At 68.3% G+C, this 24,675-nt stretch carries 22 protein-coding genes; 6 read left to right on the forward strand and 16 right to left on the reverse strand.

Translation table 11 applies throughout. The features are described 5' to 3' along the window. The first annotated feature begins 389 nt into the window (after nt 1–389). On the forward strand, nt 390–1,055 hold the full coding sequence (locus B9C43_RS53640; protein ID WP_084434883.1) for a response regulator: 666 nt from the start codon (nt 390–392) through the stop codon (nt 1,053–1,055). A gap of 221 nt (nt 1,056–1,276) precedes the next feature. Here B9C43_RS53640 and B9C43_RS53645 read toward each other — a convergent pair whose 3' ends face one another. Further along, complete coding sequence (locus tag B9C43_RS53645) at nt 1,277–2,485, reverse strand: monooxygenase (RefSeq protein ID WP_200826141.1); 1,209 nt, start codon at nt 2,483–2,485, stop codon at nt 1,277–1,279. A 318-nt stretch (nt 2,486–2,803) separates the two neighbouring features. Here B9C43_RS53645 and B9C43_RS53650 point away from each other — a divergent pair, with 318 nt between their 5' ends. Next, a complete protein-coding gene (locus tag B9C43_RS53650) occupies nt 2,804–4,966 on the forward strand; it encodes an MMPL family transporter (RefSeq protein ID WP_084434885.1) in 2,163 nt (720 codons plus the stop codon). A gap of 205 nt (nt 4,967–5,171) precedes the next feature. Here the strand turns inward: B9C43_RS53650 and B9C43_RS53655 are convergent, their stop codons facing one another. The 5 genes from B9C43_RS53655 to B9C43_RS53675 all read right to left on the reverse strand — a co-directional run bounded on the left by B9C43_RS53655 (nt 5,172) and on the right by B9C43_RS53675 (nt 12,037). Then, complete coding sequence (locus B9C43_RS53655) at nt 5,172–6,623, reverse strand: HAMP domain-containing sensor histidine kinase (RefSeq protein ID WP_084434886.1); 1,452 nt, start codon at nt 6,621–6,623, stop codon at nt 5,172–5,174. Then, the gene (locus tag B9C43_RS53660; RefSeq protein ID WP_084434887.1) at nt 6,620–7,312 is read right to left on the reverse strand and encodes a response regulator transcription factor; all 693 of its coding nucleotides are present in this window, start codon (nt 7,310–7,312) and stop codon (nt 6,620–6,622) included. The genes B9C43_RS53655 and B9C43_RS53660 overlap by 4 nt, the downstream gene beginning before the upstream one ends. A 470-nt stretch (nt 7,313–7,782) precedes the next feature. Continuing rightward, entirely contained in the window at nt 7,783–8,592 is an 810-nt protein-coding gene (locus B9C43_RS53665) for a hypothetical protein (RefSeq protein WP_084434888.1), read from the reverse strand. Next, nucleotides 8,589–9,119: a SigE family RNA polymerase sigma factor gene (locus B9C43_RS53670; RefSeq protein WP_084434889.1), complete on the reverse strand. Its 531-nt coding sequence runs from the start codon at nt 9,117–9,119 to the stop codon at nt 8,589–8,591. The genes B9C43_RS53665 and B9C43_RS53670 overlap by 4 nt, the downstream gene beginning before the upstream one ends. 179 nt (nt 9,120–9,298) lie before the next feature. After that, on the reverse strand, nt 9,299–12,037 hold the full coding sequence (locus B9C43_RS53675; protein WP_084434890.1) for an RICIN domain-containing protein: 2,739 nt from the start codon (nt 12,035–12,037) through the stop codon (nt 9,299–9,301). A 694-nt stretch (nt 12,038–12,731) separates the two neighbouring features. On the opposite strand from B9C43_RS53675, the gene B9C43_RS53680 reads away from it, so the two are divergent. From B9C43_RS53680 to B9C43_RS53695, 4 genes are read left to right on the forward strand one after another with little or no spacing between them, the layout of a single operon-like run. After that, complete coding sequence (locus B9C43_RS53680) at nt 12,732–14,174, forward strand: phenylacetate--CoA ligase family protein (RefSeq protein ID WP_160097399.1); 1,443 nt, start codon at nt 12,732–12,734, stop codon at nt 14,172–14,174. After that, the gene (locus tag B9C43_RS53685; RefSeq protein ID WP_084434892.1) at nt 14,171–14,671 is read left to right on the forward strand and encodes a hypothetical protein; all 501 of its coding nucleotides are present in this window, start codon (nt 14,171–14,173) and stop codon (nt 14,669–14,671) included. The genes B9C43_RS53680 and B9C43_RS53685 overlap by 4 nt, the downstream gene beginning before the upstream one ends. Then, nucleotides 14,668–15,879, forward strand: a complete 1,212-nt coding sequence (locus B9C43_RS53690) for a cytochrome P450 (RefSeq protein ID WP_084434893.1) — start codon at nt 14,668–14,670, stop codon at nt 15,877–15,879. The genes B9C43_RS53685 and B9C43_RS53690 overlap by 4 nt, the downstream gene beginning before the upstream one ends. Nucleotides 15,880–15,889: 10 nt before the next feature. After that, nucleotides 15,890–16,255: a VOC family protein gene (locus tag B9C43_RS53695; protein ID WP_084434894.1), complete on the forward strand. Its 366-nt coding sequence runs from the start codon at nt 15,890–15,892 to the stop codon at nt 16,253–16,255. A gap of 557 nt (nt 16,256–16,812) precedes the next feature. Here B9C43_RS53695 and B9C43_RS53700 read toward each other — a convergent pair. The 10 genes from B9C43_RS53700 to B9C43_RS53740 form a co-directional block, all read right to left on the reverse strand. Next, nucleotides 16,813–17,613, reverse strand: coding sequence for an MBL fold metallo-hydrolase (locus tag B9C43_RS53700; protein WP_084434895.1), 801 nt, complete (start codon nt 17,611–17,613; stop codon nt 16,813–16,815). Next, nucleotides 17,610–18,410, reverse strand: coding sequence for an alpha/beta hydrolase (locus tag B9C43_RS53705; RefSeq protein ID WP_084434896.1), 801 nt, complete (start codon nt 18,408–18,410; stop codon nt 17,610–17,612). The genes B9C43_RS53700 and B9C43_RS53705 overlap by 4 nt, the downstream gene beginning before the upstream one ends. A 2-nt stretch (nt 18,411–18,412) precedes the next feature. Then, nucleotides 18,413–19,246 carry an alpha/beta fold hydrolase gene (locus B9C43_RS53710; RefSeq protein WP_084434897.1) on the reverse strand — a complete coding sequence of 278 codons (834 nt, stop codon included), beginning with the start codon at nt 19,244–19,246 and terminating at the stop codon, nt 18,413–18,415. Between the two features lie 66 nt (nt 19,247–19,312). After that, nucleotides 19,313–19,492: a hypothetical protein gene (locus B9C43_RS53715; RefSeq protein WP_084434898.1), complete on the reverse strand. Its 180-nt coding sequence runs from the start codon at nt 19,490–19,492 to the stop codon at nt 19,313–19,315. A 31-nt stretch (nt 19,493–19,523) separates the two neighbouring features. After that, nucleotides 19,524–19,850, reverse strand: a complete 327-nt coding sequence (locus B9C43_RS57315; RefSeq protein ID WP_160097401.1) for a helix-turn-helix domain-containing protein — start codon at nt 19,848–19,850, stop codon at nt 19,524–19,526. Beyond that, nucleotides 19,762–22,236, reverse strand: coding sequence for an ATP-binding protein (locus B9C43_RS53725; RefSeq protein WP_143447262.1), 2,475 nt, complete (start codon nt 22,234–22,236; stop codon nt 19,762–19,764). Before B9C43_RS53725 ends, B9C43_RS57315 begins: the two co-directional genes overlap by 89 nt. Nucleotides 22,237–22,913: 677 nt before the next feature. Further along, nucleotides 22,914–23,168 (reverse strand): hypothetical protein, encoded by a 255-nt coding sequence (locus tag B9C43_RS53730; RefSeq protein WP_084434901.1) that lies wholly within the window; start codon nt 23,166–23,168, stop codon nt 22,914–22,916. A gap of 9 nt (nt 23,169–23,177) precedes the next feature. After that, complete coding sequence (locus B9C43_RS53735) at nt 23,178–23,396, reverse strand: hypothetical protein (RefSeq protein WP_051897678.1); 219 nt, start codon at nt 23,394–23,396, stop codon at nt 23,178–23,180. Nucleotides 23,397–23,405: 9 nt separating this feature from the next. After that, complete coding sequence (locus B9C43_RS60390; RefSeq protein WP_160097403.1) at nt 23,406–23,801, reverse strand: WD40 repeat domain-containing protein; 396 nt, start codon at nt 23,799–23,801, stop codon at nt 23,406–23,408. An 80-nt stretch (nt 23,802–23,881) separates the two neighbouring features. Continuing rightward, complete coding sequence (locus B9C43_RS53740) at nt 23,882–24,547, reverse strand: NADPH-dependent F420 reductase (protein WP_084434902.1); 666 nt, start codon at nt 24,545–24,547, stop codon at nt 23,882–23,884. Nucleotides 24,548–24,675 lie beyond the last annotated feature (128 nt).

Below are 24,675 nucleotides of genomic sequence, written 5' to 3' on the forward strand. Positions count from 1 at the left end.
CCAGGACGCCCGTGATGCCATTCCCAACGCGCAGGACCAAGTGTGATCCGGAATGCCCACGTCGGCAATCTCACCACGGCCCAGCGCGTCTCCACCGTGGCCCGCCACGCCAGCCGGGACCGTGCGACCCGACCGGCTGGACCTCGGCGTGCAGCTGGCCGCCTACCGCATCGTGCAGGAGGCCCTGACCAACGCCCTCAAGCAGCCTGAGCGCCGTTTTAACAGTCGTCTCAGTTCCGCTCGGTATGAAGTTAGGCATTGCCGGGCGACGCGGGTCTCGGCCTCGCCAACATGGCCGAACGCGCCGCGCTCCACGGCGGCACGGTCAGCGCCGGCCCCGCACCGGACGGCGGTTGGACCGTCCACGCGACCCTGAAAGGCAGCCATTCATGATCTCTGTGCTCGTGGTGGACGCCCAGCCGCTGCAGCGCTTCGGGTTTCGCATGCTGCTGGAGAGCACCCCCGACACCGAGATCGTCGGCGAGGCCGAGAACGGCGCCGAGGCCGTTCGGTGGACCACCGAGCTGCATCCCGACGTGGTGCTGATGGACATCCGCATGCCGGGCGTCGACGGGATCGAGGCCATCCGGCGCATCGTCGCCGCCGGTGGGCGTTCGCGGGTCCTGGTGCTGACGACGTTCGACGTGGACCGGTACGCGCTCGCCGTGCTGCGGGCCGGGGCGAGCGGTTTCCTGCTCAAGGACACCCGCCCGGAGGAGCTGCTCACCGGTATTCGGGCCGTCGCCGCCGGGGACGCGGTGATCGCGCCGTCGCTGACTCGGCGGCTGCTCGACGCGTTCGCCGACCGGCTCGACGATGACCTCTGCGAGCCCGTGCGGGAGGATCCCCGGCTGGCCTCCCTGACCGGCCGCGAGCGCGAGATCCTCGTCGCCATCGGCCACGGCCTCACCAACGGCGAGATCGCGCAACGGTTCACGCTGTCGGAGTCGACGGTGAAGACCCACGTCGGGCGGGTCCTCGCCAAGATCGGCGCACGGGACCGGATCCAGGCCGTCATCCTCGCCTACGACCTGAGACTCACCCGGCCGATTTAGCGCTTCATCTCGCGCGTCCGTCGGGGCTCGACCGTAGTTCCCAGCAGCACCGCTCCGCGTGATCGACCGCTCCGCTGCCGAGTCCGCGTGCAGCCGCCCACGTCACCGCCCGTCCGACCGCCACGACGCCGCACGGGTGTGAGTTCAGTGCGGACGTGTGTGAGCTCAGAGCTGTTTTCGGCTTGTTGACCTCAGTGAGCTCACACACGTTCGACGCTTCGTCAGGACTTGCGGGGGGAGACCGTCATGATGCCCGTGCACATCTCGTCGCTGGTGCCGTCGCCCCACACCACGTAGCGGGGCGGCAGCTTGCTCAGCTGCGGCAGCAGTTTGCGCAGCCACGCGTCGTGCGTACACGTCACCCGCAGCGTGTCCCCCGGGCCGATCTCCACCGGCGACGGCAGCTTCACCAGCCGCTGGTTGTCGAAGTCAAACTGCGGCACGTCCAGCACGACCTTGGCGTTCGGCCTGCCCGGGTTGAGTTCGACCTTGATGGCCCGCCCGAGCAGGTGCATGTGGCCGAAACCGGCGAACAACGTCATCGGCGCCGGCACCTTGTGGTCGCAGGTCTGGGTGTCACCGGGCTTCGGCGCGCTCTGGCCGCACTCCTCCAACTGCTCGTCCGCGGTGCCGCCGACCTCCGGCCCGAACCGCTTCGTCACGTCCGCGATCGAGGCCGCCCGGTCACAGAGCGGACCCGACTCGTCGGCGGCGCAGGGTAGGTCGGTCGGCGCGTCGAGCGGCCACGTGACGAATTCCCGGGTCTGCGGCGTGCCGTCCGTCAGCCGCAGCCGCACCGCCGAGCGGTCCGACCCGGCCGGCTTGCCGTCGGTCGCGAGCAGGTTGTAGTGGATCTGGAGGACGACCAGGCTGCCCGGCTCCAGCTTGAAGCCGGCGTCCTGGGTGAACAGCGTCTCCGTGGCGCCCGGCGCCCAGGTGTCCACCCACGCCGCTTCCCCCTCTTCCACTTCGGCGCCGTCCACGCCGGTCCCGCCGAAACACTGCCAGCCGAGGCCGGGGGTCTTCGCGTCCTGCTCGCGCACCGCGGCAGCGCCGCCCGGCGGCACCGCGTACACGATGGCGTGGTGCGCGATGGCGACGTTCTCCGGCATGACCTGAGTCCCGGTCAGGAACGCCGCCTTGGTCAGGCCCGGATCGATCACCTGGCACCGGTACTCGTCCGTGCCGCCGCCCTCCGGCGGCGCGGGCGTGTAGGCCTCGGCCATCTTCAGGTCGACGAACCTCTCGCCGGCGCGCAGCGGCTGCGGTGGAGCCGACGACCTGCCCGCGTGCGCGCTGTGCGAGCCGACCGCGGCGGGCGTCGCACTGTTGTCGGCGTCCGACCCGCAGGCGGCGACGACAGCGAACGCTGTCGCCAGCGCCATGATGGTTGCCCCGAACCTCCACAGTGGACTATCAGGTTTCGTCATAGCCTAACGCTAGGCCCGATTCCGTCCTGTTTCGTCGTACTGCGGTCGTCATCCTCGGGAGAGAGGCGGTACGACGGTACTACTCTCCGGAGCGCCGTTCGACAGCCCACTACACGCCGCACGGCGTGCTCGAGCTCGAGCGAGTCAACTGTGCACAGTGGTCACTGCGGTGACCCGGTCGGCGGACCTGCTGCGTGAGGGTCGTGAGCTCCTGCTCGGCCAACCGGCCTGAGCACCGCATTAACCATCGTCTCAGATTCGCTCGATACGAAATAGCCGTCAGACAAGCGATGTAACACGCATGTAGGAGGCTAGCGAATGGCAGTCAACGCAGCGCCGTCCGAGGAAGCGCCGCCCGGCCGGTTGGCAGGCCGGTGGGTGCCGTGGTTGGTGATTGGCTTGTGGGTGGCGCTGGCGGTGATCATGGGGCCGCTGAGCGGAAATCTGGGTTCGGTCACCACCGACAAGGCCGCGGACACCCTGCCGGCCGGCGCCGAGTCCACCAAGGTCGCGGCGCTGGAGGACAGTCGCCCTGGCGGGGGCGACAACACGTTCGTCTTCGTGTACCACCGCGCCGGCGGCGTGACCGACGCCGACCGCGCGACGGTCGAGCGCCACTACAACACCCTTGCCAAGCAGTACCCGCCGAAGGTGGTGGCCCCGGCCGGAGAGGACGACGAGGGCCCGGAGACGAGACTCTCGACCGACGGCAAGGCGATGATGTTCACCCTCGATGTGAGCGCGACCTACGGCGCACCGGAGGCCATCGTCGGCCCGTTGCGTGACGCCGCGAAGGACCGCCCCGCCGGCCTGGAACTCGACGTGACCGGCCCGGCCGCAGTCGACGGCGACTTGGACGCCATCTACGACGGCATCGACCTGACGGTCTTCCTCACCACCGTCCTCGTCGTCACGCTCCTGCTCATCTTCACCTACCGCAGCCCGGTGTTGTGGCTCATCCCGCTCGTGGCCGTGGGCGCGGCCGCAGTGACCGCGATGGCGACCGTCTACCTGCTCGTCAAGGGCTTCGGCATCGTGGTCAACAGCCAGAACTCGGCGCTGCTGACGATCCTGGTATTCGGCGTCGGCACGGATTACGCGCTGTTGCTCATCGCCCGATATCGGGAAGCACTGCACCACCACGAGAATGTCCGGGTCGCGATGGTCCGCGCGCTACGCGGCGCGGCGCCGGCCATCGTCGCGTCCGCGGCCACCGTGATCGCCGGCCTGCTCTGCCTGCTCGTCGCGGACCTGAACAGCACCAGCGGGCTGGGGCCGATCGGCGCGGCCGGTATCCTTTGCGCGCTGGTGGCCATGCTGACGCTGTTCCCGGCGATACTGGTGGTGCTCGGCAGGCGGATCTTCTGGCCGGCCATCCCGCGGTTCAGCACGGCCGTGACGGCCGCGGAGGAGAAGCCGAAGCTGTGGGGACGGCTCGGCGCCGCCATCAGCCGCCGCCGGTGGGTGGCGACGCTCAGCTCGCTCGGAGTCCTGGGCGTTCTCACCATCGGCCTGGCGGGCAACACCGGCGCCCTGCGGATGCAGGACCAGTTCCTGTCCGCGCCGGAGTCGGTCACCGGCTTCACCGTTCTCCGCCAGCACTTCCCGGAGCTCGGCGGCCAGCCGATGACGATCTTGACGCGGCCGGCGTACCAGGAGCGGGTGCTCGACATCGTCAAGGGCACTCCCGGTGTGGCAGAGGCAGTCCCGGGTCAGACCAGCGGTGGCTGGGCCGACATCTCCGTGTTCCCGAAGGACGCACCGGACACCGTCGCGGAGTACGACACGATCAAGCGGGTGCGCACCGCCGTGCACGCGGTGAGCGGGGCAGAGGCGATCGTCGGCGGGCCGAGCGCGGAGAACCTCGACACCGAGGTGACCACCAGCCGCGACGAGAAACTGGTGATCCCGCTGGTGCTCATCGTCGTCCTGCTCGTCCTCGGGCTACTGCTCCGAGCGATCGTGGCCCCGCTGATCCTGATGGCCACCGTGATCGTCTCGTTCGCGGCGGCCTTCGGCGGCAGCGTGTTCGTCTTCGACACGATCCTCGGGTTCAAGGGCGTCGACTACTCGGTGCCGCTGCTGGCATTCCTGTTCCTGGTGGCGCTCGGCGTCGACTACAACATCTTCCTGACCAGCCGGGCCCGGGAGGAGACCGTGCGTCTGGGCACCAGAGAGGGCATGCTCAAAGCCCTCTCCGCCACCGGTGGCGTCATCACCTCGGCAGGCCTGGTCCTGGCGGCGACGTTCGCGGTCCTCGCCACGCTTCCGATGGTGATGCTGGTCGAGGTCGGGTTCCTGGTCGCCTTCGGCGTGCTGCTCGACGCCCTGCTGGTGCGGTCGGTCCTGGTGCCCGCCCTCACCCTGCTGATCGGCCGGCGGATGTGGTGGCCGAGCCGGCTGTCCCGACCGGTGGAGCTGCCGGACGGTCAACGGCCGCTCGTGGACGATGACGATGAGGAGCCCGCGCTGCAGCGGTGAGCGCGGCGGCACGGACGAGATCCGGGACGGGGCCCCACGCCCGTCCCGGATCTTTTCATGGGCCCGACGGCCGCCGCCCTTTGGTCCTGCGCCACGCGCCAGGGCTGGAGTCGGCGCATCGCGGTGTCCTGCCCCGACGGTGAGCCGCGCGGGGCCATGCCCGAGGGCCGCCGTCCCTTGTCCTGCGCCGCGCCGCCGGGGCGGGTCAGCCCACCGCGGTGTCCTCCCCGGCAGTGAGCCGCGCGATCGGGGCGGGCGGGGCCGCGGCCGGAAGATCGACCCGGAGCAGCGCGCCACCGCGTGCGGACCGGGCGACGGTGGCCCGGCCGCCGTGGGCGTCGACGACCCGCTGCACGATCGACAGCCCCAGGCCGGATCCCGGCAACGCCCGGGCGCTGTCGGCACGGTAGAACCGGTCGAACACTCGCGGTACGTCGGCGGCGTCGATGCCCGGCCCGGCGTCGTCGACCTCGAGCACCGCCGACGCGCCCTCGGCATGGAGCCGGACCTGGACCGCCTGGTCCGCGGGGGACCACTTGCCGGCGTTGTCGATGAGGTTGAGCACCGCCCGTTGGAGCGCAGCGGGACGCCCGCTCATCCACACGGAGGTCACGTCGAGCGCGATCTCGATGTCGGGCACCCGGGAACGCGCCCGGGTCGCGGCGGCCACCACCACGTCGGCGAGGTCGAGCAGCTCGGTGCTCTCGTCGCTGACGTCACCGCGCGCCAGGTCGGTCAGCTCGGCGGCAAGGGTGCTCAACTCGGCCACCTGGGCGCCGAGATCGTTGAGCAGCCGGGTCCGGCTCTCCGCCGGCAGTGCGCTGTCCAGGGTGCCGCGCCGATCGAGCCGGATCAGCAGCTCGACGTTGAGGCGCAGGCTGGTGAGCGGGGTCTTGAGCTCGTGGGCGGCGTCCTCGGCGAGCAGCCGCTGGGCCCGCCGGGAGTCCCGGAGCGCGGCGAGCATGTCGTTGATCGACTGGATCAGCCGCCGGATCTCCCCACCGCCCTCATCCGGGATGTCGGCGTCGAGATCCCGGGTGTGCGCGACACGTACCGCGGCGGCGGTCAGCCGGTCGATCGGTGCCAGCCCGGTCCGCGCCACGGTCCGCCCGACAAGGGCGCCGCAGGCCACGCAGAGCAGCCCGATCAGCAGCATGCCCAACCCGAACCGGTTGATCGGGCTGTCGTCGGCGGCGCGGGCCACCTGGACCGCGCCGTCGCCCGCCCGCAACGTGTAGATGATGTAGCCGTCTTCGTCGCTGTCGGTCGACTCCATCAGGTCGGCCGACGCGCCCTGCGCCACGCGCCCGGCGGGCTCGCTGACCGGGGGCAGCGCGGGTTGGCCGGCCGGCGTCCGGATCGAGCCGTCGGGCAGGATGACCCGCACCAGCCGACCGGATCCGGGATACGGCGGTAGCTGGACCTGCGCCAGACCGGCGCGCTCCGCGTCCGTCGCCAGGACGCGTGAGTCGGCGCGTAGCTGATCCTCCGCGGTGTCCTGCAGCTCCCAGCCCAGTAGCTCGCTGGCCACCTGGAAGGCCCCGAACACGCTGACCGCGACGGCCGTCGCCGCGATCACCGTCAGCCTGGTCCGCAGGGACCGCCGGCGCCACCATCGGGTCAGCCGGCGCGGTTCCCGGCCGGCGGGCCTGCTCACGGAGGAGTTTCCCGCAACGTGTATCCCAGCCCACGCCGCGTGTAGATCAATCGCGGCTCACCCTCGGCCTCCATCTTGCGGCGCAGGTAGCTCACGTATACCTGGAGGTTGTTGGCGGTGGCGCTCATGTCGAAGCCCCAGATCGCCTCGAACAGCGCGTCGCGGGTCAAGACCCGGGTCGCGTTGCGCACGAGGACCTGCAGCAGGGAGAACTCGGTCCGGGTCAGGCGCAGCGGCCGCCCGCCCCGCCACGCCTCGAACCTGTCGGGATCGAGCCGGACGTCGGCGAACGACAGGATCTGCGACTCGTCGTCGCCCGGCGCGCGGCGGCGCAGCAGGGCCCGCACCCGGGCCAGCAACTCCTCGGTGGCGAACGGCTTGGGCAGGTAGTCGTCGGCGCCCGCGTCCAGCCCCGCGACCCGGTCGGAGACCTGGTCACGGGCGGTCAGCATCAGCACCGGCAGATCCTGACCCGCGGCCCGCAACCGCCGGCAAGTCTCCACCCCGCCGAGGCGGGGCATCATCACGTCGAGGATCAGCAGATCCGGCGTGTCACCGCCGGCCCCACCGACCCCGTCGAGCACGGCGAGACCGTTGGCGACGGTGCTGGTGTCGTAACCCTCGACCTGGAGCACCCGCTCCAGCGACTCACGGATGGCCGCTTCATCATCCGCGATCATGATCCGCACGCCGACCCGCCCTCTTCCAGTCGATGCTTTGCCGCTCACTGTCCCCGATCAACCTGAGGCCAGGATTAGAGCCGTCGCCGCTGCGGTGCCCGCGGGCCGTGCTCTTACGGATGCCTAAGTGGTCCGCGCCGTCAATTCGTCGGGGGTAGGGACCAGCCGGTGGGGTCATTGAGGTAGAGGCCGCAGACGCAATCGAGGGCTTCATCGGTAGATCGCGAAGCCCCAGATGCTCGCCGAGCCGTTGTAGCACAGCCGGTACAGCGGCAGGATCGTCCCGTGACGTACTACGCGAGCACGGTTCGCAGTTGACGCTCGCCGGTGATCAGGAGCCGGTCTATGATCTCGCGCCGCATCGAGTCCGATGAAACGCTCGGCGTAACAGTTCGCTCGTGGGCAGCGAACACAGCACGCCGCATGATCCCGTCCGACATCGGAGGCAAGGCTCGTTTCGGAACACGCCAGGCGTGTCCTCATTTCGCCGGGGTGAAGCCGCCCCGGACCGCGAAGGCACCGCCTGTGGCCGTGGCTTGCGCGCGATAGCTGTCGGCGTGGGCGTTGCGGGTGCCGGCGGCGTGGTTGTACTGGGCGGCGAAGGTGTGCTGTGCGACAGGCACGGTGCGGCCCGGCTTGAGGTCCCAGCGGTAGACCAGTGCGCCGCCGATCTCCTGCACGGTGAGAGTGAAGTCGTCGCCCGGCCCGGTCTGCCACTGGCCAGTGGCCTGGACGCCGCCGGTCTGCGTGATGCGCAGTTGCACGGTGAGCGTGGTCAGCGGCTGGGTGGTGTTGAGGGCGAGTCTGCTCTGAGCCCAGTAGATGTTGGTGTCCGGATCGATGAAGCCTTCCGACGACAGTGGCCCGTCCGAGAGCTGGCTGTCGGTGGGTGGAGCCGAGGTCGGGTTGCCTGACGTCGTCCGGCCGGTGGCCGTCCGGCCTGGCTGACTCGCTGCGGACGGCGGAGCCGAGCTGTCGGTGGCGCGGGCGGAGTGTGTGGTGCTGGGAGTTCCGCTCGGGCTCGGGTCGGCGGGAGTCGTCGCGATGTCCGGGGGCGTCGGCGCGGTCTGGAGGATGGCGGCGACGGCGAGTCCGGCAGTTGCCAGAATGCTGGCTGCGGCGAAGCCGGCGAGCGTCACCTTGGACCAGGACGTCGCGATGCCTGACGTCCGGGGGCGGCGGCCGGTGGCACCGGCCATGCCGCGTTCCAGGCGTGCCTGCATCTGGGCGCGATTGGGCTGGTGTGCCTCGGCGGCCTCGCGCAGTTGCCTGCTGATTTCCTCGTTCACCGGCTCCTCCTCCCCGCCACCATGTCCCCGGCCGCTCGTACGACAAGGATGCGTTCCAGTTCGGCCAGCCCTTTCGAGGTCTGGCTCTTCACCGCGCCGACCGATATTCCCAATGCGAGCGCGGTGTCCTTCTCCGACAAGTCGAAGGCGTGCCGCAGGACGACGCAGGCCCGCTTGCGGAACGGCAACTGGCCCAACGCAGCCCGCACGTCCACCACGGTGGCCACATCCGGGCCGTGCACCTGCTGTGGACCACGTGACCAGAACAGTGCGATCCGGCGGCGCTCGCGCGTCGCGCTGCGGATTCGTTCCCTTGCCAGGTTTGCGACCACGCCGCGGGCGTATGCCAGCGGGTGCTGGGCTTGGCGCAGTCGGTCCCAGCGTTGCCACAGGGCGATCAGTGCGTCCGCGGCCACGTCGTCGGCGGCGTCCGTCTCGCCGGTAAGGAGATAGGCGAGACGGGCCAGTTCGGCGTAGTGCTGTTCGAAGAAGTCGTGGAACTCCGCCGACGCGTCATTGAGGAGCATGTCGCTCGGCTGCCCTCTCCCTACCCATACGCCCTCCAAGGCGGCAACGTAGCAATGGCCGGTTACGGACCCGGATACCGGGCGCCCCCGACGGCCCGGCCGTGACCGCCGCCGGTCGGGCCGGCGCTTGCGCCGGCCCGACGAACGCCCATCGCGGATGACCGACGCGGGCCTGCTGGTCAGGACTGGTCGCCGTACAGCACGCCGCGGCCGTTGGTGCCCACGTAGACCCGGCCGTAGACCTCGGGGTCCCCGGTGATGACACCGCCAGCGATCCCGCCGTACTGGTTGCGGTCGTCGTTGATCCGCGTCCAGGCGGTGCCGCCGTCGGTGGAACGGAAGATGCCGGCAATGCCGTTCACCGTGCCGATGAGGTAGAGGGCGTGGTAGCGGGCACCGGGGGCAGCCTTGCCGAAGCCGACGGCGGCAGCACTCTGCACGCCGCTCAGTTTCGTGAAGCTCGCCCCGCCGTCGGTGGAGTGCGAGAGCCCGCCGCCACCCGCGATCCACAGATCCCCGGCGACACCCGGGGTCGCCTTGAGACGTTCGCCGGCCACACCCGTGGCACGGGCGGTGAAGCTCCTGCCGCCGTCGGTGCTGGCGAACAAGGTGCCTCCGCTGAGCGCGTAGAAGGAGCCCGCCGTGGAGCGGTCGGCCACCACGGCCGTGCCCTTGGGCAGGCCGGAAGACGCCGTCCAGGTCTTGCCCCGGTCGGTGGAGACGTGAGGCACCTGCCCGGATGCAGTCCACACCACAGTGCCGCCGTCGGCCGAGATCGCTACGGTGCCGCCGCCCGCGGCGCTCACCGGAGCACCGGCGAACGGCGTCCAGGTGACGCCGCCGTCGGTGGAGTAGGCGCCGCGCTGTTCGTCGCTGTAGCCGACGCGTACCACGATGTTCGGCTTGGCCTGCGCGAAGTCGATGCCGGTGGTGTTGCTGAAGCGTGGTCCGGACGAGGCCCCGGCCGGCACCTTGTTCAGGTCGTCGTGGCGGAATCCGCCGATGTCGCCGAGTGCGCTGATCAGTTTGCCGCCGGGCGGCGCGACCAGGCCGAGTACCGCGGTCTCTTCCAGCCCTTTGACCGGAATCGTCCAGTGCGTGGGGCGTCCACTGTCCGCCGCGGTCACGTCCTTGCTTGCCCACAAACCGGCTCCGGTGCCGTACAGGACATGCCCAGAGTCGAACGGGTCGATGGCCAGCGCGCCCATCCAGTGGCCGATGCCGGTGCCGACGTACGGCGCCGCGGAGGCGTCCCGGACGGACGTGGCCCCGAGGGCCTTCCAGGTGGCGCCGCCGTCGGTGGAGCGGTACAGCTCGTCCGAAGGCCACCAGCGGTCGAGGGTGGTGACCATCACCGTGGCCGGGCGCTGTGGGTCCACCGCCAGCCCGGCGTAGCCGAAGCCGTCACCGGGGATCGGCGAAATGTCCTTCCAGGCCCCGCTGGACGGCGTGTGCTTCCACACCGAACCGGCCTTCACCCCGTTCGGGCCGGGGGTGTCGGTGTAGGTCACGTACAGCGAACCGTCACCGGACAGCACGCCGTGGTGCGGCAAGTGCCCGGTGGGCTGGCCTGGCACGGCCTGCCAGGTGCTGCCGCCGTCGGTAGAGCGGTACAGCGAGGTGGTCTTGTCGGCGACACCCACGTAGATCGTCCTGCTGCCGGCGGGCCCGAAGGTCACGAAGGACAGGCCCACCCCGCTGCTGCCGCCGTCCTTGACGGGGAAGCTGCTGACCTGGCTCCACGTCACGCCGTAGTCGGTGCTACGCCACAGTCCGTTCTTGCGAGTTCCCAGGTACAGCGTGCCGTGGTTGGCGGGGTCGATCGCGAGCCGCTCACCCATGGACCGGCCGTCCTCATTGCTGCCCAGTTTGAACGGCAAGCCGGTGCGCTGGAAGGTCCTGCCTTGGTCGGTAGAGCGCAGGATCGCGCCGTTGCCCGCCCACTCGTTGGTGTAGGTACCGGTCGCGAGGTACAGGCGCTCGGGGTCGACCGGGTCGGTCGCCACACTCTCGATGCCCAGCATGTTCCAGTCCGCCACCCAGTCGGTCAGCGGCACCCACTGGCCGGCCCTGCCATCCCAGCGGTACGCGCCGCCCATGTCGGTGCGCGCGTACAGCAGGTCCTTGCGGTTGGGGTTGAAGACAAAGCCGGTGACGAAACCGCCGCCCGCGATCTGGACGTTGCGCCAGGTGTAACTGCCCGAACCGGGCGCCAGCCGGGACGTCGACGGCGTGGACGGTGTGGTGGACGCGCTGTGGGAAGGCCCCGACGCCATGGCGGCCACCGTGGGAGCCGAGGGGGTGGCGACTGTGACAGCCCTTGTCACCTTCCACTGCTGGACGGTGCCGCCCCGGTCGGTGGACTGGATGACCGCCTGGCCGTCGGCGCCGGAGCCGTCGTTCACACCCAGGACCATGCCAGTGCTGCGCGAGACGATCTTCACCGCTCCATCGCCGACATCGGTGAGTTTCCACTGCTGAGTGGCGGCGCCGGTGTCCGACTGCTGTTCGACGTTGGCCTGCGCCGTCGAGCCGCTCGGTACTCCCAGAACCTTCCCGCTGTTGTGGTTGACCAGCTGGCAGTAGCCGCCGCCCACGGGCTTCACCCGCCACTGCTGGCTCGCGGCACTGGTGGAGCGCTTCTCCTGCTGGATCCGGACGCCGTCCGCGTTGTCCGCCCCGGCGACGTCCAGCGCGTTGCCGCTGTGCACCGAGACGAACTCGTAGTAGGCGGCGTCGTCGATCGTCATCGCTTCCGGGTCATCCCGCATGAACAGCAGATAGGGACCGACAAGCGCCGACACGCCCAGTGCCAGGGCGATCGCCGTCCAGCGCCCGCGGTGGCGCCTGCGTCGCTGCGGCACCGCGCCACCGCTCCGACGCACCTGCCGGCCCGCAGTGGACTCGGTCTCACTCATAGCAGCACTCCTTGAGTCTGCCGTGCCTCACACACGGCTCGGGGTGGCGCCACACTCCCGAGCACGCTGCGCGACACGCAGCGGTCAGGACCGGGCAACCCAGCGTTTGATCGTCTTCGGATCTGCCCGCAAGTTGCCGCCGCTCCCCCAAAAGGTTGCCGCCCAATCCATGATTCTGTTCAGACCTCGCTGCGTGCTCGCATTCCCGGGCGTGCCGACCACGTGGTGGCTACCCGGTCTGGCCCGCACCGCACGGGGCCTGGCTCAAACACCCGCTGACCCTGCCCAGGAAGTGATCATCTGCGGGTGGCGACCTCGAGTACGAAGCGTCCTCACCACGCCGTGGTGGCTGGTGCGGTGTTGGCGATGTGGTATTTGAGCCCGGCCCAGATTCGTTCGACAGGGTTGAAGTGGCAAGCCGACGTCCAGTCGCGACGATGTTCAACCGGGCAAGTTTGGCTAGACAAACGGGCACTTCGAGTCGTTTGCCTGGCACGCCGTGGCCGCGGACGGCGATAGAGTTCCAGTCCTCACAAGTGGAACTTGTTCGTCTTTGACGTCCACAGTGCTCGACAATGGTATGCACCAAGCCGAAAGTCTTGAGAAATCGATGGACTGCACGTTTCCGTCGGTAGTAAATGGGGTTCGCTTGCTGTTCAGAGACGGGAAAGTACGCGCCGACTACGCAGATTTCGTGGACCGTCAGATCGCTGCTGTGCGCCGTGCCCACGGCGGCGAAGAGAATCTTCCCGCCTTACACGCGGACAAACTCATTCGAACGCTTGTCGCCGCCGCGGATTCCCGGCTGTTCGGGAGTGTGCTCGCCGGTTGGCGCGACGAGGAGACTGTGGCGCGGGCGCGGGCGGACGAGCCGGAAGCCCTTGTCGAGAAGATGTTGGCCGAACTCGCTGTCCTCAGTCAGGCGGAGTTCCGGTCCGGATCGAGTGAGGTGTTCACCCGCCCCATGGGTGAGTTCCTGCACTACTACGAATCCTCGGGAACCACCGGCGACCCGGTGGCCGCGCCCAAGGCACTGGACGACCTCACCGCGAACACGATCAACATCGGCGAGATGTGGGGCCGGGTGCTCACCCCGACGGACACCGCACTGATCCTGATCAACGGCCCCTTCGCGCCGGCCGGGTACCAGTTCGAAAAGGTGATGGAGTACCTGGGTGTGCTCTCGGTCCGCTTATGGGTCGACAACGTCACCGGCGACTACACCCGGATCCTGCGGTTGCTGCGTGAACTCTCGATCAGCACATATGTGGGTTCCCCTTCGCGTCTGCTGGAGATGCTGCATTTCGCGTACCGGCACGGAGAACCCCTGCCCCGATTCCGCCAGCTGCTGCTCATGGCCGAGCAGGCAGGCCCGTCACTGCTGCGGCATTTGGAGCGGTTGACCGGCGCGAAAGCCTTCGTGGGCAGCTTTGGCTCGTCGGAGACGGGCACGACGGCGGCCAGCTGTGAGCAGGGCAGGTTGCACCTCCAGGTGCAGAGCTACCTGTTCGAGTTGGCCGACTCCCGGGGGATCCGGCCGGTCCGTGGCGGTCAGGACGAAGGCGAACTGGTGGTCACCTGTCTCGACCTGCGCGCACGTCCCCTGCTGCGCTACCGGACCGGCGACCTGGTGGAGGTGAGCGGAACCCCCTGCCCGTGCGGGATGGCACTCCCGGTCGTGCGGACGCTGGGGCGCGCACACGACGTCATGCGCCTCGGCGGCGACGGCGTTCGCCAGGAGGACGTGGAATCGGTGTTGTGGGCGGAAAACAGGCCCGAGGTACGGCACTTCACCGTCCTGAACTACATGCTCGTACTTCGTGGCCCTGATGTCGTATGCCTGCTCACCACCGATCGCGAACCGGAGGCGCCCGGTCTCGACGCGGTACGACGGCGTCTGGCCACCCTGTTCGACGGCCACAACCTTTCCGTACGGACAGTCTCGGCGCTGCCGCCACTGGCGTCCCTCGGTTCGTATCTCGGCTGGAAACTCTCACGACTGGTCGATCTGGACGACCCCGCGATGACCGACCGGCTTCCTCCGCCCATCGCGGAGGTCGTCCGCGTTTCGCTCGCCGAGATCGAAGCCACCACCGGTTTGCGCCCAGCGCCCCACCTGACAGAAGGAGCCCGATGAGCTCTCCCGAACCCGAACCCGAACCCGCCATGACCGATGCGGAGAAAACCCAGTTCGTCCTCGGCGTCTACTTCCGGACACAAGCGGCGATCGAGAAGTACCTCGGCGCCGACGGGCTACCCGCGTGGACCGACAGGGTGGCCACCATCAACTCCGCGGCCATGCTCAAACGCATCGAAGACCCGGCCGGCCGCGCACGTGATCTGCTGACCGGGCTGGCCACCATGCTCGACGTCTACGGCTCCGACACGGTTCGGACCGACGAGCCGCGCAGCACGTCACTTGCTGTCCGTCGCTGCGGTATCTATGACTATCGCGAGCGCGCGCAGGCACAGGGCGTCGAGCTGACCCTGCGGCGTCCGTGTGAATACTGCGTCGATTTGCATCACCGGACGGCGGACAAGCTCGGCGTCAAGGTAGAGCACGAGTTGGGCGAGCGCAGCTGCCACTGGACCGTGCAGGTGCCCGAAGCCGACCCCGGGAAGGACCTCCCGTGACCGCGGCCGACACCCTGCCGCTGCCGTACCGGCGTGCAGCGGGATGCCCGTTCGACCCGGATCCCAAATTCGCCGAGCTCCGCACTACGCGGCCGGTGTCGAGGGTGTCGATCAACGGCGGCGACGAGGTCTGGCTCATCACCCGGTTCGACGACGCGCGCCAAGTGCTCGGCGACGCCCGGTTCAGCAGTGAGCTGACTCCACTGGGAATCGTGCTGCCGAAGCCAGAGGACCGGACGTTGGCCGACGAGCTGCGATCGCAGCAGCCGGGGACGTTCATCGAGTGCGACCCGCCGGAGCACACCAGGCTCCGGCGGATGATCGCGGGCGAGTTCACCGAACAGCGTATGCGCGCCCTGCGGCCGAGATTCACCGAAATCGTCGAGGAGCGGCTCAACGCGATGGCCGCCGCCGGACCGCCGGTCGACCTGGTCGCCATGTTCGCCCTCCCAGTGCCCTCAATGCTTATCCGCGAACTGCTTGGCCTTGACGCGGACGGGTTCGACTTCGCCGCCCTGACCAAGATCATGACTGACGTCATGTCCAGCCTCGAGATCCTGATCCCGGCTCGGGACGCGCTGCGCGCCGGGATGCGCGCTCATGTGGCGGCTACCAGGGCCGATCCCTGCGACAACCTGTTGGGGAGAGTGATTCGGCGGTATGGCTCGAACGTGACCGACGAAGAGCTCGTGGGTATCGGCAACCTGTTGTTGGTCGCTGGCCACGAGACCACTGCCAATATGCTCGGTATCGGCACGTTGGCCCTGCTACGCAATCCCGCGCAGCTCGCACGACTCCGCGATGATCCGGCGATCGTCCAGTCCGCGGTGGACGAACTGGTCCGGTACGTCTGTATCCCGCACCACGGCGAGATACGCACGGCCACCGCCGACGTGCTGGTGAGCGGGACGTTGATCCGCCGTGGCGAGCAGGTGCTCGTGTCGCTGCCTTCGGCGAACCGCGACCCGGACAGGTTCGCCCGGCCGGACGAGCTGGACTTCGACCGGCCGCCACGGACCCACCTCGCCTACGGATACGGCATCCATCACTGCGTGGGCCTGCCTCTTGCCAGGATGGAGATGCATGTCGCGTTTCCCGCCTTGCTCAAGAGGTTCCCGTCACTGAAGTTGGCGATCGGCTTCGACGAGGTGTCCTACCGCCGGTCCAACGTGACCTATGGCGTCCATTCGTTGCCGGTCACCTGGTAGCGCGCTCACGATGACAGGAGCAACAGTGCCCAACATCGCGAAGGTATTGGCGAGGGTCGTGGTGGACGACCTGGACAAGGCCATACCGCTCTACCAAGCGCTTTCCGGCGCCGAACAGGCGCAGAAGTTCGGTCACGGGCCTGTAAAACTGGCCAGTGTCGGCCCTTTCCTGCTGCTGGAGGCGGAGGGTGCCGAGGGCTACACCAATCGGACCGCGACCATCCTCGTGTTCGACGTCGCACCTGTCGTCCGGGAAATCGAACTGGCCGGCGGCGAGATCATCGAAGGGCCGTCGGCCGGACCCAACGGGGAACGGCTGGTGGCCAGGCATCCGGACGGTTCCGTCTTCGAATACATCGCCGTCCCAAACGTCTGAGCTGTAGGTCGGCTGTGCGGTGTCAGAAGCCGGCCCCATGACCGTGACCTGCGCGTCAAGCCGCTGTCCGTTCGGCTTGCCGAGCTGCTTTCCGTCTCCCGAAAGCGGATCACGAGTCGTATCAACGACTTGCATGAGATAGCTTTCTCGACCACGTCTTCCGGTGATTTCCCACCATCGTCACGAAACCGAAAGTTTCGCGACGCGTTCAACGGAAGGACAGCTCCATGTCTCAACCCGAACTGACCACCACACTGACCGAGTTACTCGGACTTGATTTCCCACCCGTTGCCCTTGTCCATAGCAGACAGTGCGCCGGACGGCGTCGAGATGACCGGCCGACCATGTTGAGGACCGTGGTCCTCGTCGGGCAGACGTTGAAAGCTGCGCAGACGAGAGGAATGACCGTCCGCCACGCGTTGGCGATGAATCTGGGCTCACTAGCTAGTTGAGGGTGTGTCTGATCTTGCCGCTTGAGCCGGGCAGGTCACGTACGAATGGGCCGCCCCGCCAGCGCGCGATGGACGCGGGGCGGGGCGGCCGGGGTGGGTGTCGTTTCAGGTGGGGATCTCAGTGCTGACGCCGGTCTCCAGCCATTGGATGCTGCGGCGGATGTCGGTGGCCGCATTGGCGAAATCACGTTCGATGGCGGCTCGCGGTTGCCGGAAGTGTCTCCATCCTTCGTAGTGGACGGGGATGACGGTGTGTGGTCGGATGGCTTGGCAGAGTTCGACTGCCCTTCGGCCGGTCATCGTGTACCGGATCGGTCCGGTGACCGGGAATCGGACGCCGCCGAGGTGCAGCACGGCGGTGCCGATGCGCATCCGGTCGGCGACGGTGCGGAGCCCTGGGTAGAGGACGGTGTCGCCGGAGATCCATAGTTGGCCGTGGTGTTGGCCGTCCCATCGCAGCGCGAACCCGATGACGTCACCGACGATCGGTCGGCTCAAGGGTGGGCCGTGCCGGCACGGGGTTGCGGTGATGTCGATCGTGGGTCGGCCCGCGCCGTTGAGGGTTGTGGTTTCCCATGGTGCGAGCCCGCTCGTGGTGCCGCCGAGCCGGCCCGCGCCGGCTGCGGTGGTGAGCACCGTTCGGACGTCGGACAGCATTGCCCGGCCGAGGTCGTCGAGGTTGTCGCCGTGGTGGTCGTGGGTCAGCAGCACCGCGTCGATCGGGCCGAGTGCTGCCGGGGCGATCGCGGGACCGGTGGTCTTCCACGACGAGGTGCCCCAGCCGAAGTTGTATCGGCGGCCGGGCGGGTCGAACGTCGGGTCGGTCAGCAGGCGCCAACCGCCGACCTCGATGAGGATGGTGGGTCCGCCGATGTGCGTGATGCGGACCCGCGGCGGTGGGCTCATCGGGCGTTGCGCAGGGCCCAGTCGAGGGCGAAGTCGGCGATCTCCTCCCAGCCCTTCTGGGCCGGAAGCAGGTGGGCGTAGCCGTCGAACTCGACGTGTTCGGTGATGGTGTTCGACTTGTAGTGCTTGGCGTTGGAGCGTTGTACTGCCGGGGGCATGATGTGGTCCTCGCTGCCGGAGATGAACAGCAGCGGCGCCCGGTTTTCGTTGTGGTAGTCGACCCAGGTGTCCTGATGTCCGGGTTGGAAGTTGGCCAGGACGCTGCCCCACAGGATGCCGCCGTTGGCCGGGATGTGGTAGCGCTCGTACAGCGCCTGAGATTCCTCGTCGCTGAACGTGTTGGTGAAGGCGTACTTCCATTCGTCCAGGGTGAGGCCGATTGCCTTGTGCCGGTTCGCCGGTGATCGCAGCACCGGCAGCGTTGACTTCACTTGCGAGAACGGCACCACGCGGACGCCTTCGGTGGGGGCGGAGTTGAGCGCCACGGCGGAGGTGCCGAGGCCGTGGTCGAGCAGGATCTGGGTGAAGGCGCCACCCGCGGAGTGGCCCATGATGATCGGTGGTTTCGGCAGCGGCCTGATGACCGCTTCGAGGTGTTCGATGATGGCCGGGACGGTGAGTGCGGTGATGATGTCCGGGTCGGCGTTGAGTGCCTCGACCTCGACCTCGAAGCCGGGGTAGCCGGGTGCGAGGACGCGGAAGCCCTTCTGCTCGTAGTGGGTGATCCAGTGTTCCCAGCTGCGGGGCGTGACCCAGAAGCCGTGGACCAGGACGATGGTGTCGGGAGTGTTGGTCATGATCACGCTCCGTACGTGTTGAGGAAGGCGAGCAGGTCGCCGCCGAGCTGAGACTTGTGGGTGTCGGTGATGCCGTGCGGAGCGCCCGGGTAGACGATCAGCTCGGCGCCTTTGACCTGGGCCGCTGACGCTTTGCCGCCGACCTCGAAGGGCACGACCTGGTCGTCGTCACCGTGGATTACCAGAGTCGGGACATCGAACTTGGCGAGGTCGTCACGGAAGTCGGTGGCGGAGAACGCGGCGATCGACTCGTAGGCGTTGCGGTGTCCCGCGGCCATCGACTGCAGCCAGAATGCGTCCCGGATGCCCTGGGAGACGTTCGCGCCGGGGCGGTTGTGGCCGAAGAACGGCCCGTCGGCGAGGTCCTTGTACAACTGGGACCGGTCGGCGAGGGAGCTGGCGCGGATGCCGTCGAACACCTCGACCGGTACGCCCTGCGGGTTGTCATCGCGGCGCACCATCAGTGGCGGCACCGCGGAGACGAGGACGGCCTGCGCGACGCGGGCTGTGCCATGCCGGCCGATGTAGCGGGTGATCTCGCCGCCGCCGGTGGAGAAACCGACCAGCGTCACGTCCCGCAGGGCGAGGTGCTCGATCAGCGCGGCGAGGTCGTCGGCGTAGGTGTCCATCTCGTTGCCGTGCCAGGTCTGCGTGGACCGGCCGTGACCGCGCCGGTCATGGGCGATGACCCGGTAGCCGTTCGATGCGAGGTACAGCGCCTGCGCCTCCCAGCTGTCGGAGTTCAATGGCCAGCCGTGGCTGAGCATGACCGGCCGGCCGGCGCCCCAGTCCTTGAAGAAGATGTCGGTGCCGTCGGCGGTGGTCACGAAGGGCATGGTGGTGTCCTCTCGGAAGAGTGACGGGAGTGATGGCTGGGCCGGAAGTCTGTAGGTGGGTGCCGCTCAGGGATGCTGGTCCGCGCTTGCCCGGGCGGCGAGCGTGATGAGGTCGGCGGTGAGCTGCGGCTGCGAGATCACGGCGACGTGCGAGGCGCGGGCCTCGATGGCCTTCGCGAACCGCGGCTCTGCCTTCCGCCGTGCTGGGAACGTTACGGCGGTGGCATCGACCCGCTCGTGAGTCAAATGACTGCGGTTGCGGATCTGGTCGGGCGGCTCAGAGCTCGTGTTCGGCAGCCATGCGCTGCAGTTCCCCGCGCGAGGTGATGCCAAGTTTGGGGAACATCCGGTACAGGTGGCTGCCGACGGTCCGGTGTGAGATGAACAGGACCTTGGCGATGTCCCGGTTGGTCAGTCCCTGCGCGACCATGGAGGCGATCTGGATCTCCTGAGGCGACAAGGTGTCCCAGATGTCGGCTACGGGTGAGTCGCTGCGTTCCCCGGCTGCCCGCAGCTCAGCTCTCGCGCGTTCGGCAAGCGGCCAGGCACCCAGTCCGTCGAATCCGTCCCGGGCCGTGCGCAGGTAGTCGCGTGACTCGCGCACCCTTCGCTGGCGGCGCAACGTCTTCCCATAGGTAAGGAGCAGGCGGTTGCGTTCGTACGGCCACATCGTCATGTCGATCGCCAGGGCCTCGGCGAAGCTCGATTCCGACTCGTCGTAGGGGGCTAGCACTGCCCGTGCGACGCTGAGATTCATGCGCCCCGTGGGTGAGGTCGTCTCGCGTACCTCCGCCGGCAGTCTTTGGATGAGCGCGCGAGCGCCAGCAACCTCGCCACATGCCGCGGCGGCTTCGGCCATGCTCGCCAGGGACCACAGGGCGTGTGCCGGGTGGTAGGCGCCGTTGGCGGGATCGTGCAGCTGCGCGAGCAAGGTGTACGCCAGCTCGTATTTCCCCTGCCCCGATGCGATGGCCGCTCGCGAGCAGGACGACGGCGCCGATGGTGGCGAACCGGCGGGGGTTCACGCGATCGGCGCCGACGATGAGGTCCTCGGCGAATGCGAAGTCGCCCCTGAACGCTGCCACCGTCGCGTGGGCTACGAGCGACGCTGCCTGCCAGAACGGCTGGCGGGTCTCGGCGCACAACCGTGTGCTCTCCTCGGCAGCGGCCACGGCGTGCGACCAGGACCCACGACGCATGGCGGACCAAGCGAGCAGTGGCAGAGTCCGGCCGAGAGTGTGCAGTTGGCCTTCGGAACGAAGGCGTTCGGCCGCCTCGGTGAGCAGGCCCTCGGAGACGTCGAAGGCTCCGGCGCACGCCGCGGCGTGCGCGAGCCGGTAGGTGGTAGTCGCGTCCTGGGTGGCGGCGGGGACCCGGGCTATCAACGCGCGCACGGCGGCGTCGCTGTCGAAGGGCGAGCCGTAGGCAAGGAGCTGCGCCCGTGTCGGGATGTCCGCGACTGTCAGTCGGTCCGCCGCGGCGATGACCTGCTTACCCACCGGCCGACCGGGATAGAGGTTCCAACACCGCAGTGCCGATGCGCGGAGGAAGTCGGTCGCCAGCGTGTCGTCGCCGATCGCGGTGGCCATCCCGGCGAGGTCGATGAGCGAGTCGATGCGAGCCTTGCCACCACGGTCTCCATCAGCCAGTTCGTTCAGCCACTGGTACCGGAGGCCGTCGTGCTCGCTGTGCACGAGGTCTCGGTAATGCCTCCGGAGCCGCTCGCCGTTCTCCGGCCGCCCGACCGCATATGCGAGGACGGCAGCCCGATAGGTGCGTTCCGCTCTGTCCCTGCCGTCGACGGACAGTTGGGCCGCACGCTCCAAGGTTCGTACCGCGTTCGTCGGCGCGCCGCGCTTGATCGCCTGCTCGGCCTGCCGTTCGAGTTCCGCCGCCAGCGCGGCATCCGGTCGCAACGCCGCCGCGGCTCGGTGCCACACGGATCGCTCCGGCTGGCCGGGTAACACGCGCGCCAGCGCAGCGTGGCAAGCTCTTCGCCGATCGGGTCCGAGGCGCTGGAGGATCGCCGATCGGATGAGCGGATGCCGGAAGCGGACGGTGGCGCTGTCCACCACGACCAACCCGGCCGACGCCGCGGGGTCCAGTGCGGGCGTGATGTCCCGGTCGGAAAGTTGCTCGGCGGCTGCGACGATCTCGGCGACGTCATCGGAGTCGCTGAGCGCAGCCACCTCCAAGATCGTCGTGGTCGCGGCGTCGAACTCGTCGATGCGGGCCAGAAACGAACTCTCCAGCCGTGCGGTCAGCAGTAGCCGGTCGGTGTACGCGCCGGAGTACACACCCACTGTGCGCGGCAACTCCAGCAGGGCGAGTGGGTTGCCGCGCGCGGCGTCGAGCAGCAGCGACCTGGTGCTCGGGTCGAGTGCGCCGGCGACGCCGTCAAGCAGCGTTGCCGCGGACTCGGTATCGAGCGGGGCGATGTCCATGGATGGGATGGCCGCATCGAGAAGAAACCCGGACTCGTTCTCGCGGTGTGTCGCGAGCAGGACGATCCGGTCGGCGGTGACTCTGCGTGCGACGAACGCCAATGCCTGCTGACTGGCCGGATCCATCCATTGCGCGTCGTCGGCCAGCAGCAGCACCGGCCGCTCGACCGCGACCTCCGCCAGCAGTTCAAGCGCGGCCATCGCCACCTTGTACAGGTCCGGTGACGCGCCCGACCTCCGACCGAACGCAACATCCAGGGCAAGCCGGTAGTTTGCGGTCAACCGGTTCCGGTGGCCGAGGACCGAACGCATCACCTGGTGCAGCGCGGCGTACGGCAGGCCGAACTCGGTGACGGAGCCGACCGTGCGCAGCACCCGGAACCGCTCGCCGGCTATCGTGGCGGCCCACTCCAGCAGTGCCGACTTGCCCACGCCGGGCGTACCGCGGATGACCAGAGCAGCGCCCTCCTCAGCGGCCCCATCCAGCAGCTTGCCAATCGCCGCCTGTTCGGGCGCCCGTCCGACCAGGGGAAGATGTGCGCCCACGCTACGCTCCGCTCGCCCAGCCGACGAACGCAGTATCTCCCGTCCGCGATGCGGTTCACATCACTCGGGTTGAGTAATCGTCATGCGCTGGTTGGGCGATCATCCAGCATCACACGCCGAGCTGGCACAGCCGGGCACGTACACGCGGAGAGCCTCCCAGGTCGCGCCGTTGCCCAGTACCGCTCCTGCGCCGTTCGCAGAGTGTCGACACGCTGCTGCGATCCGACCCAAAAAGCAGCTGCGCGGCCTGACCCTCTACGCCGTTCTCCGCGAACTGCAACAACTCCTCACGCTCATGGCCGGCGCATGCCGCCCCTCCCCTTACACAGCAACACCTAACAGGGCACTACTAGTCCCGGCGCGCGGGCACCACCGATCTGTTTGGTCGTGTTCATCAAGCCTCGCACCGGCATCCGCCGCGTTGACACCCGAGGTGACGATCGTGGTGATCGGTGTTGAGCAGACCGCCACGAGTGAGATGACCACTGCTGGACCGAGAATGCCGGACAGGTAACCACTGTCCAATGCGATTCGGCTTTGCCACCAGAATCCGGCCGCGCCAATGAGTACCCCGACACTGACCAGCGTGCGACTGTCGGTATGCCACATGAGCCTTGGCGTGAAGTGCATCCCGACGACAATCGAGACCACGGTGTGCGGCAGAAGTCCAAGCCCAGTCAGCAAAGCCGGGTACTCACGAGGTTGTGCATGGTCAGGGTCAGGAAGTACCACGTCGGAATTGAGACAAGCTCCCGCGAGCAGCTGGACGATGTTGCCGGAGACCGGAGCAAGCGCAACGGCAACAGCGGCACGGCCGCGGATTTCGCCTCCACCACAACGAACACTCCAAGAGCAGCAACGCCGATCGCGAGCATTGCCGGGTCGTGGGCGAACCCATAGGCCAGCGCGCACAGGGGAACGTTGATCAGCAAGGTCGACCGCTACGACAGGCACTCGGTCAGCACTCCACCGATCAGGTTGCCCGCCGTGCCGCCCCGCCAGGCCAACCGCGGTCCCGGTCGCCAACGCACGAGTTCGCTGTGGTCCTTCCCGCAACGTGGTGGTGAGGGCGGTAACCGTGGCAGGGCAAGGATCGCCGCGAGGCCCTGCGCCGCACGGGCCGCGATCAGCAGACCGGCATCGCCAGCCAGGTCCCCCACGTGGGGCGGTTAGCGGTGAACGATTCGATACCACCAGGGCGGCCGCCGCTCCCATGAAGGAACAGATGGAAGAGATGTAACGGATGTCGTCGGCGTTCTAGGGGCTGTCACAGGAGTCGAGGTATCGAAAGTCGCGATATCGAAGCCAAACCCGACAATCAGAGTTCCGGCGGGTCCCAATGTCAAACAACGGACGCGATCTGGCATGATAAGTCCGTCTAGGCAGCGCCGGTTCTTCAGATCCCAGGTTCGCACCGTGTGATCTCTGCCGCCAGTAACCTCGGTGAGATGGCCATGCCATTCAGTCATCGCCACCGCACTGACCCAGTTGGTGTGGCCGGTCACGGGCTCCCACCCGCCCGTCAATAGCTTGACGAGGTCCCAGAACTGCACTGTGCCGTCCACGCCGCCAGTAACCGCCGCTAGCTGACGACCCCCTTTTGCCAATCTTTGTCAAGGAGATGGTGCGACGGCGGTAGCGGCCACTACCGCGTCGCAGCGGCCACCGCTGCTTGCACGTCCGCTATTCCAGCTGGCGTGCCCGCCGTGTCGTAGCTGCCATAGGGCGTGCCGTACACGGGAGTGTCCGGCTCGAAGCGCCAACTCTCCGACAACGGGCCGACTTCGACCGCGTCGTAGCCGATCGCGTCCAGGAACGCCGTCGCCGTCTTCATGGCGTTCGCGTCGTCGCTCGCTATCGGCAGTGCCGTGCGGTCGGCGGCTCCGACTGGCCGCGCAAGTGAGGCCAGATGACGGTAGTAGATGTTGTTGAACACCTTCACCAAGCGCGCCGTGCCCAGGTGTCGCTGCTCCAGTTCGGCGCTGGTGGTGGTGCCCTCGTCGAGCTCGCTGAACCGTCCGTCGCGCTGCGGGTAGTAGTTGTTGGTATCCAGCACGACTTTGTCGGCAAGCTGCACGACCGGCAGCTCCCGATAGGCCTTGAACGGCACACTGACCACCACGAACTCACCCGCCTCGGCCGCTTCGGTCGCGGTCACCGCCCGCGCACGGTGGCCGAGGCTCTTGACCAAATCGGCCAGCGTTTCCGGGCCGCGCGAGTTGCTCACCACCACGTCGTAACCCGCCGCAACCGCGAGCCGCGCGACCGTGGCGCCGATGTTTCCACTCCCGATGAAACCAACAGTAGCCATATGACACACAACCGGTCGTCGCTGGACCGTATTCCGCGGACCGGTTAACGGACCGCGCCGCCGACGCCGCGTGTGTACCGGGGTCGGCAAGGATGAATCGGTCGTCGACCGCGTCGTCCAGGATCATG

Source organism: Kibdelosporangium aridum, assembly GCF_900176515.1.
In the GTDB taxonomy this organism is placed as follows: Bacteria; Actinomycetota; Actinomycetes; order Mycobacteriales; family Pseudonocardiaceae; genus Kibdelosporangium; species Kibdelosporangium aridum.

What these genes read in the sequence shown, in the direction of transcription:
- B9C43_RS53670 (WP_084434889.1), bottom strand. Translation starts at nt 9,119, where the DNA reads ATGCTCCTCAATGACGCGTCGGCGGAGTTCCACGACTTCTTCGAACAG.
- B9C43_RS53650 (WP_084434885.1), top strand. Translation starts at nt 2,804, where the DNA reads ATGGCAGTCAACGCAGCGCCGTCCGAGGAAGCGCCGCCCGGCCGGTTG.
- B9C43_RS53645 (WP_200826141.1), bottom strand. Translation starts at nt 2,485, where the DNA reads ATGACGAAACCTGATAGTCCACTGTGGAGGTTCGGGGCAACCATCATG.
- B9C43_RS53685 (WP_084434892.1), top strand. Translation starts at nt 14,171, where the DNA reads ATGAGCTCTCCCGAACCCGAACCCGAACCCGCCATGACCGATGCGGAG.
- B9C43_RS53675 (WP_084434890.1), bottom strand. Translation starts at nt 12,037, where the DNA reads ATGAGTGAGACCGAGTCCACTGCGGGCCGGCAGGTGCGTCGGAGCGGT.
- B9C43_RS53740 (WP_084434902.1), bottom strand. Translation starts at nt 24,547, where the DNA reads ATGGCTACTGTTGGTTTCATCGGGAGTGGAAACATCGGCGCCACGGTC.
- B9C43_RS53695 (WP_084434894.1), top strand. Translation starts at nt 15,890, where the DNA reads ATGACAGGAGCAACAGTGCCCAACATCGCGAAGGTATTGGCGAGGGTC.
- B9C43_RS53640 (WP_084434883.1), top strand. Translation starts at nt 390, where the DNA reads ATGATCTCTGTGCTCGTGGTGGACGCCCAGCCGCTGCAGCGCTTCGGG.
- B9C43_RS53700 (WP_084434895.1), bottom strand. Translation starts at nt 17,613, where the DNA reads ATGAGCCCACCGCCGCGGGTCCGCATCACGCACATCGGCGGACCCACC.
- B9C43_RS53705 (WP_084434896.1), bottom strand. Translation starts at nt 18,410, where the DNA reads ATGACCAACACTCCCGACACCATCGTCCTGGTCCACGGCTTCTGGGTC.
- B9C43_RS53710 (WP_084434897.1), bottom strand. Translation starts at nt 19,246, where the DNA reads ATGCCCTTCGTGACCACCGCCGACGGCACCGACATCTTCTTCAAGGAC.